The sequence below is a fragment of the Bradyrhizobium sp. BR 10289 genome, assembly GCF_019455385.1.
Classification (GTDB): domain Bacteria; phylum Pseudomonadota; class Alphaproteobacteria; order Rhizobiales; family Xanthobacteraceae; genus Bradyrhizobium.
The window spans coordinates 99,466-115,659 of record NZ_JACOFR010000003.1 but is presented as its reverse complement, the minus strand read 5'-3'; the positions used below and the strand labels follow the sequence as shown (position 1 = coordinate 115,659).

General features: G+C 65.4%; 15 protein-coding genes. 6 read left to right on the top strand and 9 right to left on the bottom strand.

The window, feature by feature from the left end; genetic code table 11:
- Window positions 1–36: 36 nt before the first annotated feature.
- Complete coding sequence (locus HYH08_RS07175) at window positions 37–1,422, bottom strand: lytic murein transglycosylase (RefSeq protein WP_220009067.1); 1,386 nt, start codon at window positions 1,420–1,422, stop codon at window positions 37–39.
- A gap of 205 nt (window positions 1,423–1,627) precedes the next feature.
- On the opposite strand from HYH08_RS07175, the gene galU reads away from it, so the two are divergent.
- On the top strand, window positions 1,628–2,506 hold the full coding sequence (gene galU / locus HYH08_RS07170; RefSeq protein WP_220009066.1) for a UTP--glucose-1-phosphate uridylyltransferase GalU: 879 nt from the start codon (window positions 1,628–1,630) through the stop codon (window positions 2,504–2,506).
- A 207-nt stretch (window positions 2,507–2,713) separates the two neighbouring features.
- Here galU and HYH08_RS07165 read toward each other — a convergent pair whose 3' ends face one another.
- On the bottom strand, window positions 2,714–4,210 hold the full coding sequence (locus HYH08_RS07165) for a sensor domain-containing diguanylate cyclase (protein WP_220009065.1): 1,497 nt from the start codon (window positions 4,208–4,210) through the stop codon (window positions 2,714–2,716).
- 154 nt (window positions 4,211–4,364) lie between these two features.
- On the opposite strand from HYH08_RS07165, the gene HYH08_RS07160 reads away from it, so the two are divergent.
- On the top strand, window positions 4,365–4,622 hold the full coding sequence (locus HYH08_RS07160; protein WP_220009064.1) for a DUF7662 domain-containing protein: 258 nt from the start codon (window positions 4,365–4,367) through the stop codon (window positions 4,620–4,622).
- An 11-nt stretch (window positions 4,623–4,633) separates the two neighbouring features.
- Entirely contained in the window at window positions 4,634–4,882 is a 249-nt protein-coding gene (locus HYH08_RS07155) for a hypothetical protein (RefSeq protein ID WP_220009063.1), read from the top strand.
- A gap of 108 nt (window positions 4,883–4,990) precedes the next feature.
- On the opposite strand, the gene HYH08_RS07150 is transcribed toward HYH08_RS07155, so the two are convergent.
- Complete coding sequence (locus HYH08_RS07150) at window positions 4,991–7,867, bottom strand: EAL domain-containing protein (RefSeq protein ID WP_220009062.1); 2,877 nt, start codon at window positions 7,865–7,867, stop codon at window positions 4,991–4,993.
- A 139-nt stretch (window positions 7,868–8,006) separates the two neighbouring features.
- On the bottom strand, window positions 8,007–9,005 hold the full coding sequence (locus tag HYH08_RS07145; protein WP_220009061.1) for an NAD(P)H-quinone oxidoreductase: 999 nt from the start codon (window positions 9,003–9,005) through the stop codon (window positions 8,007–8,009).
- Window positions 9,006–9,121: 116 nt separating this feature from the next.
- On the opposite strand from HYH08_RS07145, the gene HYH08_RS07140 reads away from it, so the two are divergent.
- Window positions 9,122–9,313, top strand: coding sequence for a DUF1192 domain-containing protein (locus HYH08_RS07140; RefSeq protein WP_220009060.1), 192 nt, complete (start codon window positions 9,122–9,124; stop codon window positions 9,311–9,313).
- A gap of 491 nt (window positions 9,314–9,804) precedes the next feature.
- The gene (rcdA, locus tag HYH08_RS07135; RefSeq protein WP_220009059.1) at window positions 9,805–10,314 is read left to right on the top strand and encodes a protease adaptor protein RcdA; all 510 of its coding nucleotides are present in this window, start codon (window positions 9,805–9,807) and stop codon (window positions 10,312–10,314) included.
- Window positions 10,315–10,543: 229 nt separating this feature from the next.
- Here rcdA and rpmE read toward each other — a convergent pair whose 3' ends face one another.
- Window positions 10,544–10,771, bottom strand: a complete 228-nt coding sequence (gene rpmE, locus HYH08_RS07130; protein WP_220009058.1) for a 50S ribosomal protein L31 — start codon at window positions 10,769–10,771, stop codon at window positions 10,544–10,546.
- 199 nt (window positions 10,772–10,970) lie between these two features.
- Here rpmE and HYH08_RS07125 point away from each other — a divergent pair, with 199 nt between their 5' ends.
- Window positions 10,971–12,797: an ABC transporter ATP-binding protein/permease gene (locus tag HYH08_RS07125; RefSeq protein ID WP_220009057.1), complete on the top strand. Its 1,827-nt coding sequence runs from the start codon at window positions 10,971–10,973 to the stop codon at window positions 12,795–12,797.
- Between the two features lie 176 nt (window positions 12,798–12,973).
- Here HYH08_RS07125 and HYH08_RS07120 read toward each other — a convergent pair whose 3' ends face one another.
- From HYH08_RS07120 to HYH08_RS07105, 4 genes are all read right to left on the bottom strand, one after another.
- Window positions 12,974–13,198, bottom strand: a complete 225-nt coding sequence (locus tag HYH08_RS07120; protein WP_220009056.1) for a hypothetical protein — start codon at window positions 13,196–13,198, stop codon at window positions 12,974–12,976.
- An 88-nt stretch (window positions 13,199–13,286) separates the two neighbouring features.
- On the bottom strand, window positions 13,287–13,733 hold the full coding sequence (locus HYH08_RS07115) for a GNAT family N-acetyltransferase (protein WP_220009055.1): 447 nt from the start codon (window positions 13,731–13,733) through the stop codon (window positions 13,287–13,289).
- 130 nt (window positions 13,734–13,863) lie between these two features.
- Complete coding sequence (locus tag HYH08_RS07110; protein WP_220009054.1) at window positions 13,864–14,892, bottom strand: peptidoglycan -binding protein; 1,029 nt, start codon at window positions 14,890–14,892, stop codon at window positions 13,864–13,866.
- A 160-nt stretch (window positions 14,893–15,052) separates the two neighbouring features.
- Window positions 15,053–16,072: a flagellar motor protein MotA gene (locus HYH08_RS07105; protein WP_220009053.1), complete on the bottom strand. Its 1,020-nt coding sequence runs from the start codon at window positions 16,070–16,072 to the stop codon at window positions 15,053–15,055.
- Window positions 16,073–16,194: the final 122 nt, after the last annotated feature.

The window sequence follows — 16,194 nt, the reverse complement described above, 5'->3', positions numbered from 1 at the left end:
CCGAAATCGCCGCTCAGGGTTACTTCCGGGCCGTTTTTACCGCCCGCGCAGCCGGTCCAGCACGTCGGAGGAGGCAAATCCGTCCGCGGGGACCCCGATCGAGGCCTGGAAGTTGCGTAAGGCCTCCCGGGTCTGGCCACCGAACTGGCCGTCCGGTGTGCCCTTGTAGAAGCCGCGCTGGGCCAGCAGCTGTTGGAGTTCCAGCCGCTCGGTGCGGGACAGCTCGCGTTCCTGCCGCGGCCACGGCTGCACGAAGGGCTGTCCGCCGCGCAGGCGGTCGGCGAAATGGCCGATGGCCAGCGCATAGGCCTCGGCGGGGTTGTACTTCATGATGACCCGAAAGTTCTGCAGCATCAGGAAGCCCGGGCCCTGCGCGCCCGCCGGCGCCAGCAGATAGGCTTTCTCCGCCGGGTGCGGGAAGGGCTGGCCCGTCGCCCGCTTGAGCCCGAGCTTCTCCCACTGCGCGATCGTCATCGCCTTGGCGCGGTCGGCCAGCATGTAGTTGAATCCCTGGGGCACCACGACCTCAAAACCCCAGGCCTGGCCGCTCTGCCAGCCGTCCTTCTTCAGATTGTTGGCGGTCGAGGCGATCAGGTCGGTGGGATTGTCGACGACGTCGCGGCGGCCGTCGCCATCGCCGTCGACGGCGAAGCGCTTGAACGCGGTCGGCATGAACTGGGTCGGGCCGAACGCGCCGGCCCAGGAGCCGCGCATCTGCTCCGGCCTGAGATCGCCGCGGTTCAGGATCTCCAGCGCCGAGAGGAACTCGTCCTTGAAATAGGCCTGGCGGCGGCCGATGCAGGCGAGCGTCGCGGTCGATTGAAGCACGCTGCGGTCGCCCATCTGCGTCGAGTAATTGGACTCGATGCCCCAGATCGCGGCGATGATATAGCGGTCGACGCCATAGGCCTTCTCGGTGGCGTCGAACTGCGCCTTGTACTTGGCGAGGACCTCCTTTCCCTTGGCGAGGCGGTTGTCGTTGACGAGGATGTCGAGATAGTCCCAGATCGACTTGGTGAACTCCGGCTGCGAGTCCATCAGATCCATGATGCGCAGGTCGGGTGAGAGCCCGGCCGTGAAGCGCTGAAAGTTCTCCTGGGTGATGTTGCGGCGTGCGGCATCGGGCCACATCCCCGCGACGCAATTGTCGAAGTTGGAGGCGGCCTCGCGGATCGCCGCCGCCGTCATCAGCGGATGGCCGGACGCTCCGTCCTCGCCGCTCCAGGGTTGAGCTCCAGGCTGTGCGCCGCCCGGGCCGGGCGGGGCTTGCGAAGGCGCGGGATTGGAGCCGGAGAAAATACCCCCGAACAGGTTCGACAGACCGTTTTGCGACTGGGCGTTCACGGCTGCAGGCAGCAGAAGGGCGGCCGCAATCATCGCTCCGCCGGCGCGCTTCGCCAGTCCTGCAACCGAATTCATCATAACCTCACCCGTCCGGCTAAAAATCCGCCATCAGGAGGCCCTGTCACGGTTGCCAATAGCTTAACAAAGGTGAAATTTTGGTGGCTGATTTTTTCTTAACTCCGTGATCAAGAGGCCCCACATCCGCCTTTGTTAGCGGCTGCAAACAGGCTAGCAAGATGACATTGCTCCCGTCACATATCTGCTCAGGGTATTCGATCATCCCATGAAAATTCGCAAAGCCGTATTTCCCGTCGCCGGCCTCGGCACCCGCGTCCTGCCCGCCACCAAGGCGATGCCGAAGGAAATGCTGACCATCGTCGATAAGCCGCTGATCCAGTACGTCTATGACGAGGCGCGCGAAGCCGGCATCGAGCACTTCATTTTCGTCACCGGCCGCAACAAAAATGTCATCGAAGATCATTTCGACAGGATGTTCGAGCTCGACTCCACGCTCGCTGCGCGCGGCAAGAAGGCCGAACAGGAAATCCTGGCGCAGAACCAGCCGGAAGCCGGCGCCGTCAGCTTCACCCGCCAGCAGGCGCCGCTCGGCCTCGGCCACGCGGTCTGGTGCGCGCGGGACATCGTCGGCAACGAGCCGTTCGCGGTGGTGCTGCCCGATGAACTCGTGCTCAACACGCCCGGCTGCCTGAAGCAGATGATCGAGACCGCCAGCAAGCTCGGCGAGAAATCCAACGTCATCGCGGTCGAGGCGGTGCCCGACCATCTCACCCATCAATACGGCATCTGCGGCGTCGGCAAACGCACCGGCAAGATGTTCGAGGTCGACGGCATGGTCGAGAAGCCGGCCAAGGGCACCGCGCCCTCCAACCTCTCCATCACCGGCCGCTATATCCTGCAGCCCGAGATCTTCAAGATCCTGGAGACCCAGGAGCGCGGCGCCGGCGGCGAGATCCAGCTCACCGACGCCATGATCGGCCTTGCCAAGACGCAGAAATTCTACGGCGTCGAGTTCGAGGGCGAGCGCCACGATTGCGGCTCCAAGCCCGGCTTCCTCCGCGCCAACATCGCCTACGGCCTGAAGCGGCCCGAGCTGCGCGACGGGCTGATCGCGGAGATGAAGAAATATCTGGGGCAGTCGTAGCCACGAACTCCGCTGTCGTCCCTGCGAACGCAGGAACCCATACCGCGTGATCTATCGATTGCGTTCGGTCGCAGTACCGAACGCCGAGTCTTCGCCGAACTTCTCCCTGTGGCTATGGGTTCCGGATCTGCGCTCCGCTTCGCTGCGCTTGTCCCGGGACGACAGCTGTTGTGTGGTGCGCGTATCGCCTGATGACCACAGGGTGCCTCACGCCACCAGCGACAGCTTCGGCAGGCTCGCCACTACAGACTGGTTGCGTCCGCCGGCTTTCGCCGCGTAGAGCGCCTTGTCGGCGGCGGCGACCAGCACGGTCCAGTCCATTCCGACGGTGGGAACGAGGCTGGCGATGCCGCAGGAGACGGTCGATGAGGTCTGGTCGTCGGACCAGCCCTGCACTTTGACGCGGATCGCCTCGGCGACCTTGAAGGCGTCGGTGGCGGACGTGTTCGGCAGCAACACGGCGAATTCCTCGCCGCCATAGCGCGCGGCGCAATCGCCGGCTCGGCTCACCGAGTCGGAAATGCAGATCGCGATGCCGACCAGCACCTGGTCGCCGGCCTGGTGGCCGAAGGTGTCGTTATAGGCCTTGAAGTGATCGGCATCGATCATCAACAGCGCGACCGGCGTCTTCGCGCGCATCGCGCGCCGCCATTCAACGTCGATGACGGCATCGAACTTGCGGCGGTTCTTCAGGCCGGTGAGCGCATCCGTCGTTGCCATCTCCTCGAGCTTGCTCTCGGCCTCGGCGCGCCTTCCAATCTCGCGCGCGAGCACGAGCGTCGATGCCAGCATGAACACGATCAGCGCCAGCACCACGGCGCCGATTCGAATGGCCTCCTTGCGCCAGAGGTCGAACACGGCGCTCAGGGGCTTTCCGGCCACGACGAACAGCGGGCTGTCGCCGCTGCTGCGAACATAGAGCCTTGGCGTGGTGTCGACGGGGCCCTGCCCCGCATAGGAGCCGCCGGCCTTGAGATTTTCCTGCTTCCAGGTTTGTTGCGTTCCGAGGTTCTTGCCGATCACGTCGAGGTCGAACGGCCGCCGCATCATGATGGTGCGGTCGCGTTTGAGCACGGTGATGGTGTCGTCGGGGCCGAGGCTCAGCCGCTCGAACAATTCGTGGAAATAGCTGAAGCGGATCGAGCCGGCGACGACGCCGAGGAAGCCGCCGTCGGTGTCGCTGATGCGCCGGCTCAGCACGATCGAATAGGCGCCGCGGAACAGCATCGGGCGGCTGATGAAGAGGCCGGCGCCGGGATTGTCGCGGTGAACCCTGAAATAGTCCTCGTCGCCGCGATTTTCCGCCGGCGGGTCGAGCGTGGAGGCGTCGATGGTCAGCTTGCCATCGGCGTCGTAGACCTGGATGGCGCCGAAATGCCGCGCCGTGGTTGCGTGATCGAACAGGATCAGGTGCCGCACCGGCTTCGAGACGGTGGCAAGCTCGGGCAGCAGCATGCTGCTGGCGACCGCCTTCAACGACAGATCATAGATCTCGATGTTGCGGCTGATGTCGGATTCGATGGTGGTGGCGAGGTTTTCCAGCGTCTGGCGGGCCAGCGCCTCCTCGCCCCGGCGCATGTCCAGCATGACGCTGACGCAAATGGCGGAGAAGCCGATCACCGTCACCACGGACGAGATGATCAGCAGCTTCGCCGAAATCCGCCACGGCCGGTGGGCCGTCGCTTCACGCCATCCAGACAGCATCGTTTGCTCCCGACCCCGATGGATGCGCCCGAAAGCTTGCGTAGTGTTTAAGGTGGAACAACGCTGCCGCAATGAGTTAAGAAACGGTTGATGCGGCTGACGATTTCCGGCAGGCCCGGGCGGCCGAGCCGGCCCTTCGAGCGAGAGAACCATCGTGAACGACTACGACGCCCTGCGCGACTATCTGATGCGGCACAAGCAGACGGAATTCGTCCTGACCTTCGAAGAGATCGAGGAGATCATCGGCGCAGCCCTGCCGCGCGCGGCGAACCGTGCCTCATGGTGGGACAGCCTGCGCAGCCCCGACATCCAGATGCCGCAGCGCGAAGCCTGCCTTGCCGCGGGGTTCAAGGCGATGCGGATGCCTGATGGCCAGAGCGTGCGGTTTACGAAGATGAAGCAGCGCAGGTGAGCTGACGCCGCATGATCCTGCGCTGGCTGAAGGGAATTTCCGGCGCGGTCCTGATCGGCCTGGGCTTGCTGTTCGCACTCGCCTTCGAGGCCCGCTACTGGCGCTGGCGCGACTGCTTCAACGAGCTCGGCCGCTGCTTCGATCCGGTAACGCAGGATGTGTATCTCGAGCAGGCGGGAATGGTGTGGGGCGGGCTTGCGGCGATCTCGCTGCTGGCGGGTTTTTGGCTGGTCGTGGGGCTGCGGCGGAAGCAGAGCTAGCTCCCCTGGCATCGGAGGGTGGCAAAGCGAAGCGTGCCCACGACTTCCGGATGGTGGGCACGGCGCAAACGCTCCTTTGCCCACTGCGATATCGAAGGCGCGGCGAGATCAGCTTGCTGCTTCCAGCCGCACTTCCGTGAGCAGCCGCATCGCAGCGTCGGCGTCCATCGGCTCACCGAAGGCAAAACCCTGCGCGAATTCGCAGCCCATCTGGTAGAGCTCGACCGCGTCGGAATCGGTCTCGGCGCCTTCGGCGACCACGTCCATCCCGAGGTCGTGCGCGAGCGCGATGATCGACTTCAGGATCACCGGGCGCGTGCCGCGGTTGGTGGTGCGGACGAAGGACTGGTCGATCTTGATGGTGTCGAACGGGAAGCGCTGCAGATAGGCCAGCGAGGAATGGCCGGTGCCGAAATCATCGAGCGACAGTCCCGTGCCGAGCTCGCGGATCCGCGTCAGCATTTGCGCGGCGTGCTCCGGATTCTCCATCACCAGCGATTCCGTCAATTCGAGCTTGAGCGTGCCGCGCGCCACTGACGACCGCGACAGCACGGTGCGGATGTCGTGGATCAAATCGTGGCGCAGCAATTGCCGCGAGGAGACGTTGACGCTCGCGAAGATCGGCTCGCGCGAGCGCATCGCGCGCTGCCAGATCGACAGCTGTTTTGCGGTCTGGTCGAGCACGAACATGCCGAGGTCGACGATCAGGCCGGTCTCTTCCGCGATCGAGATGAACTCCGAGGGCGCCATGCGCCCGAGCTTCGGGTGATCCCAGCGCACCAGCGCCTCGAAGCCGGCGACCGAGCGATCCTCCAGCCGTACGATCGGCTGGTACAGGATGGTGAGCTCCTGCCGCTCGATGGCGCGGCGCAGCTCGCTTTCCAGCGTCAGCCGGTCGGTCTTTCGCGCGCGCATCGCCGGCTTGTAGACGTCGATGCGGTCGCCGCCGATGCGCTTGGAATGATACATCGCAAGCTCGGCGTCCTTGATGATCTCGTCGGTCAGCTGAACCTGCGGATCGGACAGAGCGAGACCGATCGAGGCCGTCAGGAAGATCTCGCGGTCATTGAAGGCGATCGGCGCGCGGATGGTCTTGCGGATGGTCTCGGCGAAGGCGGTGATGCGGGCCGGGTCCTGCTCCGACAGCAGGATCAGGCCGAACTGGTCGCCGGCAAGCCGCGCCAGCGTGTCCTGCGGCTTCAGGATGCGGGTGAGGCGGCGGGCCAGCGTCAGCAGGATGGAATCGCCGACCGCGATGCCGACGGAATCGTTGACCTGCTTGAAGCGGTCGAGGTCGATCACCATCAGCGTCGGCCGCAGCGTCGGCATGGTCTTGGCGAAGTTCGCGACCCCGCCGAGCCGGTCCATGAACAGCTTGCGGTTGGGCAGGCCGGTGAGGTTGTCATGCACGGAATCGTGCAGCAGGCGCTCCTCGGCGTTGCGCAACTCGGTGACGTCGGTGAGCGTGCCGACCACGCGCGAGACCTCGCCGTCCGAGCCGACCACCGGACGCGCCTTCAGCGCGAACCACATGAAGTGACCGTCGGGCGTGCGCAGGCGGAAATCCTGGACGAGGCGGCCGCGGCGCTGGTCGAGCACGCTGTCGAGCGCGGCGCGGAAACGGTCCTGATCGAGCGGATGCAGCACCTCGAGCCAGGAGGCCGCGGGCCCTTCGAGCGTGCCGCGCTTGAGGCCGAGCAGGGCTTCGGTCTCCGGGCTGGTGAACACCTTGTCGGCGGAGACGTCCCAGTCCCAGATCAGGTCGCCGGAGCCGGCCAGCGCCAGCGCGCGCCGCTCGATGTCGGAGACGACGCCGGTGGTGGCGCCGCCGCCGGCGAAGGCGTGCTGCATGACGGTGAAGCCGATCAGCATCACGATCAGCACGAGGCCGCCGAGCAGGGCGGGGCCGACGATGTCGTTGGTGACGGAACCGGCGACCGTCATGCCGGCCGCGACCACCCAGACCACGAGCAGGAACCAGGTCGGGATCAGCAGCACCGCGCGGTCGAAACCGTGGGTGGAGAGATAGACGATCAGCGCAAAGCCGGCGAAGGCGATCAGCACCAGCGAGATGCGGGCGATGCCGGAGGCAACGGCCGGGTCGAACAGAGCAAGCGCAACGAGCGAGCCGAGGAACGCCAGCCAGCCGACCGTGATGTGCGAATAGCGCACATGCCATCGACTGAGGTTGAGATAGGCGAACAAAAACACCAGCAGCGTCGCCGCCAGGATCGCCTCGCCCGCCGCGCGCCAGATGCGCTCGGCGTTGTTCGACATGTCGAGCACCTTGCCCCAGAACCCGAAATCGACGCCGATATAGACCAGCACCGCCCAGGCCAGCGCCGCGGCGGCCGGGAACATGATGCTGCCCTTCACCACGAACAGAATCGTGAGCACGAGGGCAAGGAGCCCCGAGATGCCGATCACGATGCCCTGGTACAGCGTGAACGAATTGACCTTGTCCTTGTAGGCTTCCGGCTCCCACAGATAGAGCTGCGGCAGCTTGTCGGTGCGCAGCTCGGCGACGAAGGTCACGACGGCGCCAGGATCGAGCGTGATGCGGAACACGTCCGCGGTCGCGCTTTCCTGACGTTCCGGGCGATCGCCGATCGAAGGGGTGATGGTTGCGATGCGCGACAGCCCGAGATCGGGCCAGAGCAGGCCGGACGAGACGATCCGGTAATGCGGCGCGACGATCAGGCGGTCGAGCTGGTCGTCGGTGTTGTTGGCGAGCGCGAACACGATCCAGTTCTGGCCGCCTTCGCGGGCGCGCACCTCGATGCGGCGGACGATGCCGTCGGTGCCGGGCGCGGTCGAGACCTGGATTCGATCGGCGTCGCTGCGCTGATGCTCGAGCACGCCGGTGAGGTCGATCGCGGGCGCGTCACCGCGGACGCTGACGGCATCGAGCGCGCGCGCGGGATACGCGGCGACAAGAATCATGAGGCCCAGCGCGATGGGCGCGAGGCACCTGATCAGACGCAAGGCCAGTTCTCCGCGTTCGACGCAACTCTTCAGGTGAAGACGATTTCAGGCCGGACAGACGTGGTTCGGCGCGTCGCGATAGATGCCACGAAAGCGAGGAAAATCAAAGGGTTTCCGCCTTGCCGGGTGGGTCAGCGGCCTAGACCTCCAACACAATTTTGCCAATATGTGCTGAGGTCTCCATGCGCCGGTGCGCGTCGGCCGCCTTTTCCAGCGGGAAAGCGCTGTCCATCAGCGGTTTCACCCGGCCCTCGCGCAAAAGCGGCATCACTTTCGCTTCGATCGCGGCCACCATCGCCGCCTTGTCCGCATTACTACGGGGGCGCAAGGTCGAGCCGGTATGGGTCAACCGCTTCACCATCACCTTGGCGATGTTGGCGGTGATCTTGGGGCCGTTCAGGGTGGCAATCTGCACGATCCGGCCGTCGACCGCGGCAGCGTCATAGTTGCGATCGACGTATTCGCCGGCGACCATGTCGAGGATCAGGTTGACGCCGGCCTTGTTCGTCTCGGCCTTGATCACCTCGACGAAGTCTTCGGTCTTGTAGTTGATGGCGCGGTCGGCCCCGAGCTTGAGGCAGGCATCGACCTTGTCCTGCGATCCCACCGTGACGAACACTTTTGCGCCGAACGCCTTGGCGAGCTGGATCGCCATGGTGCCGATGCCGGAGGAGCCGCCATGGATCAGCAGCGTCTCGCCGGCCTTCAGGCCGCCGCGCTCGAACACATTGTGCCAGACGGTCATCAGGGTTTCCGGCAGCGCGCCGGCTTCCTTGATCGACAGCGCCGGCGGCACGCTCATGGCCTGGGCATCCTGGGCGATGCAGTACTGGGCATAGCCGCCGCCGGCAACGAGCGACATCACCTTGTCGCCGATCTTGTGCCGCTTGGCGTTGCTGCCGACGGCGACGACCTCGCCGGCGATCTCCAGACCCGGCAGGTCGCTGGCGCCGGGCGGCGGCGGATAGGCGCCGGAGCGCTGCGCGACGTCCGGCCGGTTGACGCCGGCGGCCTCGACCTTGACCAAAATCTCGTCCGGACCGGGCTGCGGCAGGGGCCGTTGTTCCGGCACCAGCACCTCCGGTCCGCCGGGCTTGGAGATGGCGACCACGGTCATTTGCGCGGGCAGCTTGTCCATGATGTGTCCTTGAGCAAAGGTGCAGGAGGAAACCAGGCCATTGCTTAGCCAGCGCGGTCCAAGCTGGCAACCGCCTCAACCGTGTGGTCCGGTCCACGGACGCAGGAGGAACGACGATGCCGACAGAAGACGACGACCGCCCGCGCAAGAAGATCAGCCATGAAATCGGACAGGACCTCTCCCTCTTGTCAGTGGAGGAACTGACCGAGCGCGTGACCCTGCTCAAGACCGAGATCGTGCGATTGGAAGAAGCCGCCACCAAGAAGCGCGCCTCGCGCGATGCGGCGGATAGTTTTTTCAAGAAGTAGGAGTCACGCTCTCGTGTCCCGGGCGCGCTGCAGCGCGTAAGCGCTGCTGCACAGAACCGGGACCCATGTTTCTCCAGGCACCTCGGCCAAAGAACTAGGCCCCGGCTCTGCAGCGCATCGTTACGTGCCGCACTGCGTCCGGGGCACGGGAGCGACTCGTCCTCTGGCCGACATGGCTAACGAACCCTCAAAAAATTCGTTCGTTTACGCGACATTAAGCTTTTCGTTTTATGACTGGAACTGTCCTCGTTTGGACACCGAGTGGCTCCTGTCCACTCTGTTTGACGCCTCCCTGTTATCAACTTTCAAAGCCGCCGGTCTCCGGCGGCTCTTTTTTTGCCTCCCCTTCCGGTTGAATTCCGAGGAATGACCCGCGGAAACCATATCCGTGCTTGTCGCTGGACTCCGCGCTTTCCCCGCGCAATGATTTGTTCATCATAAAGCCGGCGCCAAGGCCGGGTGGGTAAACAGTTGCGTAAGGGGCGTTAACCATGGAACGTTTGCAAGCCGAAGGTGCTCTCGTTCAACTCAGCGAGCGGTTCACCAATTCTGCGGCGTTCGGTGCGCTGTTCCGCGAGGGCATGGACCTCGTCGAAGAGACCGCCGCCTATCTCGACGGTGCCGGCCGTGCCGAGGCCAAGGCGCTCGATCGCGCTGTCAGCCTGACCTATGCGACCGAGAGCATGCGCCTCACCACCCGCCTGATGCAGCTCGCTTCCTGGCTGCTGCTGCACCGCGCGGTGAAGGAAGGCGAGATGACGCTGGTCCAGGCCAACCGCGAGAAGACCAAGGTCAAGCTCTCGGCCGCCGATCCCGGTCCCGCCGACACCATCGAGAAGCTGCCCTCGCAGCTCCAGGATCTGATCCACCGCTCGATGAGCCTGCAGACCCGCGTCCGCCGCCTCGATACCTCGATCCACACCCCGCCCGCCGAGCACATCGCCATCGGCAACCCGCTGGTGCCGCAGCTCAACGCGCTGAAGGCCGCGTTCGAGCGGTAATTTCCTATCCGCGTACTTGATGTTGAACCGTCACCCTGAGGTGCTCGCCTCTTCGGCGAGCCTCGAAGGGCGACGGCCCCGCTGCATCTCGGCCGTACATCCTTCGAGGCCTCCGCTTCGCTCCGGCACCTCAGGATGACGGGTCAAAATCCCAACGGGACACTCCCCAAAAACAAAAACGCCCCCGGCGCTCCGGGGGCGTTTTTCGTCACCAGCCTTTTCGGCCGGATCAATCCTTTTTGAGAAAGCCCGAAAACTTCTTCTGGAAGCGCGAGACGCGGCCGCCGCGGTCGAGCATCTGGGCGCTGCCGCCGGTCCAGGCCGGGTGCGACTTCGGGTCGATGTCGAGGTTCAGCGTGTCGCCTTCCTTGCCCCAGGTGGAGCGGGTCAGATACTCGGTTCCGTCGGTCATCACGACCTTAATCGTATGATAGTTCGGGTGAATTTCGGCTTTCATGGCAATTCCTAGGGCGCCCGGCGCCTTGCTTGAGTGGCTATCGAATGACGGATTTGGCGGGGTCTATACCCCACAGGCCCCTTTTAAACAAGCCATTGTGGGCGCTTCAGAACCGGGCCGCCTAAGGGACATCCCGGATTTGCCACTCCCGCCCGCCGGGCCTATGTGGAGCGGATACCTCTATTTTGGTCGGATTCCAATGAGCGCAGTAGAACGGCTTGAAACCGGGCCCGCAGAAGCCCCGTCGATCGAAGCCGAGCTGATCGAGCAGCCCGCCAAGGGCCGCGCAAAACTGCGGCCGTTGCTGGCGCTGGCGCCCTATGTGGCCCGCTATCGCGGGCGGGCGGCGCTGGCCTTCGTCGCGCTGACGATCGCCGCCCTGACGACGCTGCTGGTGCCGGTCGCGGTACGCCGCATGATCGATTTCGGCCTGACGGCTGAGGGCATCGAGCTGATCAACAGCTACTTCTCGGTGATGATCGCGGTGGTTGCCGTGCTCGCACTCGCCAGCGCCGCGCGCTACTACCTCGTGATGACGATCGGCGAGCGCATCGTCGCCGATCTCCGCCGCGACGTGTTCGCCCATCTGCTGTCGCTGTCGCCGTCCTTCTTCGATTCCGCGCGCAGCGGCGAGCTGGTGTCACGCCTCACCGCCGACACGACGCAAATCAAATCCGCCGTCGGCGCCTCCGTGTCGATCGCGCTGCGCAATTTGATGATGTTTTTTGGCGCGGTAGCCATGATGGTCATCACCAGCCCGCGCCTCTCCGGCTTCGTGCTGCTCGCCATTCCCCTGATCGTATTGCCGCTGGTCGCCTTCGGACGCTGGGTGCGACGGCTGTCGCGCAATGCGCAGGATACGCTCGCGGATGCCTCCGCCTATGCCGGCGAACTGGTCGGCGCCATCCGCACCGTGCAGGCCTATACCAGCGAAGGGCTGGCGGCGAAGCGCTTCGGCGGCGAGGTCGAGCAGGCCTATGAAGCCGCGCGCACCTCGACGCAGGCCCGCGCCGTGCTCACCGCCATCATCATCTTCATCGTCTTCGCCAGCGTGGTCGCGATCCTCTGGATCGGCTCGCATGACGTCCTCACCGGGGCGATCACGCCGGGCCGTCTCGGTCAGTTCGTGCTCTATGCGGCGTTCGCCGCGGCCGGGCTCGGCCAGCTCAGCGAAGTCTGGGGCGAAGTTTCGGCGGCCTCCGGCGCGGCCGAGCGGCTGTTCGAGATCCTGCACGTGAAGCCCGAGATCGCCGCGCCCGTATCACCGCGCGCGCTGCCGGTGCCTGCGCGCGGCGAGGTCGGGTTCGACCGCGTCAGTTTTGCTTATCCCGCGCGGCCCGACGTCAAGGTGCTCGACGCCGTGTCGTTTGCCGTGCGTCCCGGCGAGAAGGTCGCGATCGTCGGCCCGTCCGGCGCCGGCAAGAGCACGATCTTCCATCTGCTGCTGCGCTTCTACGATCCCAAGGCTGGCGCGATCTCGCTCGATGGCGTGCCGGTGAAATCCGCCGATCCCCGCGACTTCCGTTCGCGCATCGCGCTGGTGCCGCAGGAATCCAACGTGTTCGCCGCAAGCGCGCGCGAAAACATCCGCTTCGGCCGGCCCGATGCGACCGACGCCGAGGTCGAGCACGCCGCCGAGCTCGCGCATGCCGCCGAGTTCATCCGCCGCCTGCCGGAAGGTTTCGAGACCCCGCTCGGCGAGCGCGGCGTCACCCTGTCAGGCGGCCAGCGCCAGCGCATCGCCATCGCCCGCGCCATTTTGCGCGATGCGCCGCTGTTGCTGCTGGACGAGGCCACCTCCGCGCTCGACGCCGAAAGCGAGACGCTGGTCCAGACCGCGCTCGAAGAGCTGATGCGCCACCGCACCACGCTGGTGATCGCGCATCGTCTGGCCACCGTCCTCTCCTGCGACCGCATCCTGGTGATGGATCAGGGCAGGATCGTCGAGCAGGGCACGCATGCCGAGCTCGTGGCCGCGAACGGGCTTTATGCCCGGCTGGCGAGGTTGCAGTTCGAGGGGGCGTGAGGCTTACGCCTCTCCCACGGTGTCATCACCCGCGAAGGCGGTTGATCCAGGACTCCGGGACAGGCGTGATCAACGGAGAAGCCGCGGCGTAGTGGATTCCCCGCCTACGCGGGGAATGACAGGGGAGTTCGTGGCGAAGCTTCGAACTGAGCGGGCCCCGCTCATACTCGCGGCCATCATTTGCACTTCGGCGACAGCGCCGGGACGTTCGGCCACGACCAGTGCTTCCAGCTGCCGTCCTCATCGACGCAGGCTGCTGGGGCAGGGCCGGTGGTCTGTGCAGGAGCGCTCGCCGTCTTTGATGTGGCAAAACGCTGGTCGACATAGCTCGTCGACACATAGCCGGCGACGATGACGCCCAGCATCACCGAAGATCCTTTGGCCAGCTCGCTCAATCGCATCGATCGTCTCCCATCATTGCTGCGTCCGGTGATCACCACTAGCAGACGCCGACGGGACCTTCCGTGACGGGCATCACGCCCGCCAGAATCATGCCTTCCAAGTCATCTTCAGCACCGGCCGGCCCGAGGTCGGGTTCACGTCGGAACCCTCATGCACAAAGCCGTTGCGCTCGTAGAAGCGAATGGCGCGGGCATTGTCCTTGTTGACGAGCAGCGTGATGCCCGACGGTGACAGCCGCTTGGCCGCGTCCACCAGCAGCTTTGCTGCGTCCGAACCCCAGTGATCGGGATCGACCACGAGCTGGTCGAGATAGCCGTCGCCGTCGATGGTGACGAAGCCGGTGAGCGCGCCGTCCTGCTCGGCGACGACGATTTGCGCCTTCGGCACCAGATCCTTCCGCCAGCGTTCGCGCCACCAGTCCAGCCGTGCGGCAAAGTCGATCTGCGGATAGGCCTGCTGCCAGGTGCGATGCCAGAGGTCGATCGAGGCGGCTTCGTCCTCGGGCCGGTAGGGGCGGAGGTGGAGCGCGCTCATTTTATGGAGGCCGTCATGCCCGGGCTTGTCCCGGGCATCCACGAGAAGCCGCGAAGACGGAAGCAAAGACGTGGATGGCCGGGACAAGCCCGGCCATGACGGTGGGATGAGCATCGCGCGATCCTCACCACTACCGCTCCGTCAGCTTCAGCTCGATGCGGCGGTTGCGCTTGTAGGCCTCTTCGGTGTTGCCGGTGTCGAGCGGCTGGAATTCGCCAAAACCGGCGGCGACGAGGCGCTGGGCGGGGACGCCGAGCGAGATCAAATACTGCACCACCGAGATCGAGCGCGCCGCGGACAGGTCCCAGTTCGATTTGAAGTTCGCGCCGCTCACCGGCCGCACGTCGGTGTGGCCGTCGACGCGCAGCACCCACGGGATGTCGCTCGGGATCTTCTTGTCGAGTTCGATCAGCGCGGTCGCCAGCGTATCGAGCTCGGCGCGGCCCTCGGGCAGAAGCACGGCCTGTCCGGTGTCGAAGAACACTTCGGACTGGAACACGAAGCGGTCGCCGACGATGCGGATGTCGGGGCGGTTGCCGAGGATGGCGCGCAGGCGGCCGAAGAACTCGGAACGGTAACGCGACAATTCCTGCACGCGCTGCGCCAGCGCGACGTTCAGGCGGGAGCCGAGGTCGGCGATGCGGTTCTGCGATTCCTTGTCGCGCTTTTCGCTGGCATCGAGCGCTTCTTCGAGCGCGGCGAGCTGCCGGCGCAGCGCGCTGATCTGCTGGTTCAGCACCTCGATCTGCGCCAGCGCCCGCGCCGAGACCGCCTTCTCGGAGTCCAGCGCCTTGCCGAGCTCGCTAGTTTTGCCTTGCGCGTCGTTGCCGGCGGCGGCGAGGCCGTCATAGAGGCCCTTGATGCGATCGCGTTCGGACTCCGCCGAGGCGAGGCCCGCCTTCAATTGCGAGACCTGGTCATCGAGCGTGAGCTTGCCGAGCTTCTCCAGCGACAGCAGCTCGTTGAGCTGCGCGATCTTGGCGTTGAGCTGCTCCAGCGCCTTGTCCTTGCCGGTCACCTCCTGCGACAGGAAGAACTGCACGACCAGGAACACCGACAGCAGGAACACGATCGAGAGCACCAGCGTCGACAGCGCGTCGACGAAGCCGGGCCAGTAGTTGAAGGCGCCTTCGCTGCGGCGGGTCCGGGCAAGAGCCATTCACGTCTCCGTTCTCTCCGTGTCCCGGACGCGCTGCAGCGTGCAACGCTGCTGCGCAGAGCCGGGACCCATCTGTCATTCGGAAGGTGCTGGGCCCCGGCTCAGCGACGCACCGCTTCGCGCTGCATCGCGTCCGGGGCACGAGACCTTCGTTCTGTCCTCAACCCTTCTCGGGCTGGCGCGCGATGCGCTCCAGCAGGCGGCGGATCTCGCGGTTCTGCTCGCCCTGGCCGTCGGCCCATTCGCGGATCATCTGCTGCTCGGTGCGCATGTGCGAGACCAGCGCCTGGATGGCCTCGGCAAGGCTCGCCATCGCCGCGGTGGTGCCGCGGCTGGCGCTGCCTTCCTCCAGCACGGAGCGCAAGCGCTCGACGGCGGCCTGCAGCTCGCCGCTGGCCACACCGCCGCCACCGGCTGCGACCGCGACCTCGCTATGGCCATATTCGCGCACGGTGGTGGCGAGCCAGTCTTCGAGGTCGGTGTAGAAGCGGTTCTGCGCCTGGCTCGATTGCAGGTCGAGGAAGCCGAGGATCAACGAGCCGGCGAGGCCGAACAGCGAGCTCGAGAACGAGATGCCCATGCCGCCGAGCGGGGCGGCAAGGCCCTCCTTCAGCGTGTCGAACAGTGCCCCGGAATCGCCGCCGACCTTGAGCCCGTCGATCACCTTGCCGACCGAGCCGACCGTCTCGATCAGGCCCCAGAAGGTGCCGAGCAGGCCGAGGAAGACGAGGAGGCCGGTCATGTAGCGGGAGATATCGCGGGCTTCATCGAGGCGCGTCGCGATCGAATCGAGCAGGTGCCGCATCGTGGTCTGGGTGATCGACATCCGCCCGGTGCGCTCCCCGCCCAGGATCATCGCCATCGGTGCCAGCAGCTTGGGGTGCCGGGCCGGCGCCAGGCCGGGATCGGCGATGCGGAAATTGTTGACCCAGGAGACTTCGGGATAGAGCCGGATCACCTGCCGGAAGGCCAGGATGATGCCGATGAACAGCACGGCGCCGATCAGGGCATTGAGGCCGGGATTGGCGAAAAAGGCCTGGATGATCTGCTTGTAGAGCACCACGCCGACCAGGGCGCACAGCACCAGGAAGACCAGCATCCGCACCAGGAAAACGCTGGGCGAGGACAGTTTCGTGTACTCGATATCCATGGGGGAGCGGAGCGAGGCGCCAGACGGCATGGCCGGTATCATCCGTTACGACGTGATTGCGGGGCGCACTATGGCACAGCGCCGGCCCAAAAAAAGCGCCGGATGCGCCGATTTCGTGGAGAGATTGGGGAACCCGGACTGGAAGCCGCGCT

Coding starts and splice junctions, on each gene's coding strand:
- HYH08_RS07175 (WP_220009067.1), bottom strand. CDS start 1,422: ATGATGAATTCGGTTGCAGGACTGGCGAAGCGCGCCGGCGGAGCGATG.
- galU (WP_220009066.1), top strand. CDS start 1,628: ATGAAAATTCGCAAAGCCGTATTTCCCGTCGCCGGCCTCGGCACCCGC.
- HYH08_RS07165 (WP_220009065.1), bottom strand. CDS start 4,210: ATGCTGTCTGGATGGCGTGAAGCGACGGCCCACCGGCCGTGGCGGATT.
- HYH08_RS07155 (WP_220009063.1), top strand. CDS start 4,634: ATGATCCTGCGCTGGCTGAAGGGAATTTCCGGCGCGGTCCTGATCGGC.
- HYH08_RS07145 (WP_220009061.1), bottom strand. CDS start 9,005: ATGGACAAGCTGCCCGCGCAAATGACCGTGGTCGCCATCTCCAAGCCC.
- HYH08_RS07140 (WP_220009060.1), top strand. CDS start 9,122: ATGCCGACAGAAGACGACGACCGCCCGCGCAAGAAGATCAGCCATGAA.
- rcdA (WP_220009059.1), top strand. CDS start 9,805: ATGGAACGTTTGCAAGCCGAAGGTGCTCTCGTTCAACTCAGCGAGCGG.
- rpmE (WP_220009058.1), bottom strand. CDS start 10,771: ATGAAAGCCGAAATTCACCCGAACTATCATACGATTAAGGTCGTGATG.
- HYH08_RS07125 (WP_220009057.1), top strand. CDS start 10,971: ATGAGCGCAGTAGAACGGCTTGAAACCGGGCCCGCAGAAGCCCCGTCG.
- HYH08_RS07120 (WP_220009056.1), bottom strand. CDS start 13,198: ATGCGATTGAGCGAGCTGGCCAAAGGATCTTCGGTGATGCTGGGCGTC.
- HYH08_RS07115 (WP_220009055.1), bottom strand. CDS start 13,733: ATGAGCGCGCTCCACCTCCGCCCCTACCGGCCCGAGGACGAAGCCGCC.
- HYH08_RS07110 (WP_220009054.1), bottom strand. CDS start 14,892: ATGGCTCTTGCCCGGACCCGCCGCAGCGAAGGCGCCTTCAACTACTGG.
- HYH08_RS07105 (WP_220009053.1), bottom strand. CDS start 16,072: ATGCCGTCTGGCGCCTCGCTCCGCTCCCCCATGGATATCGAGTACACG.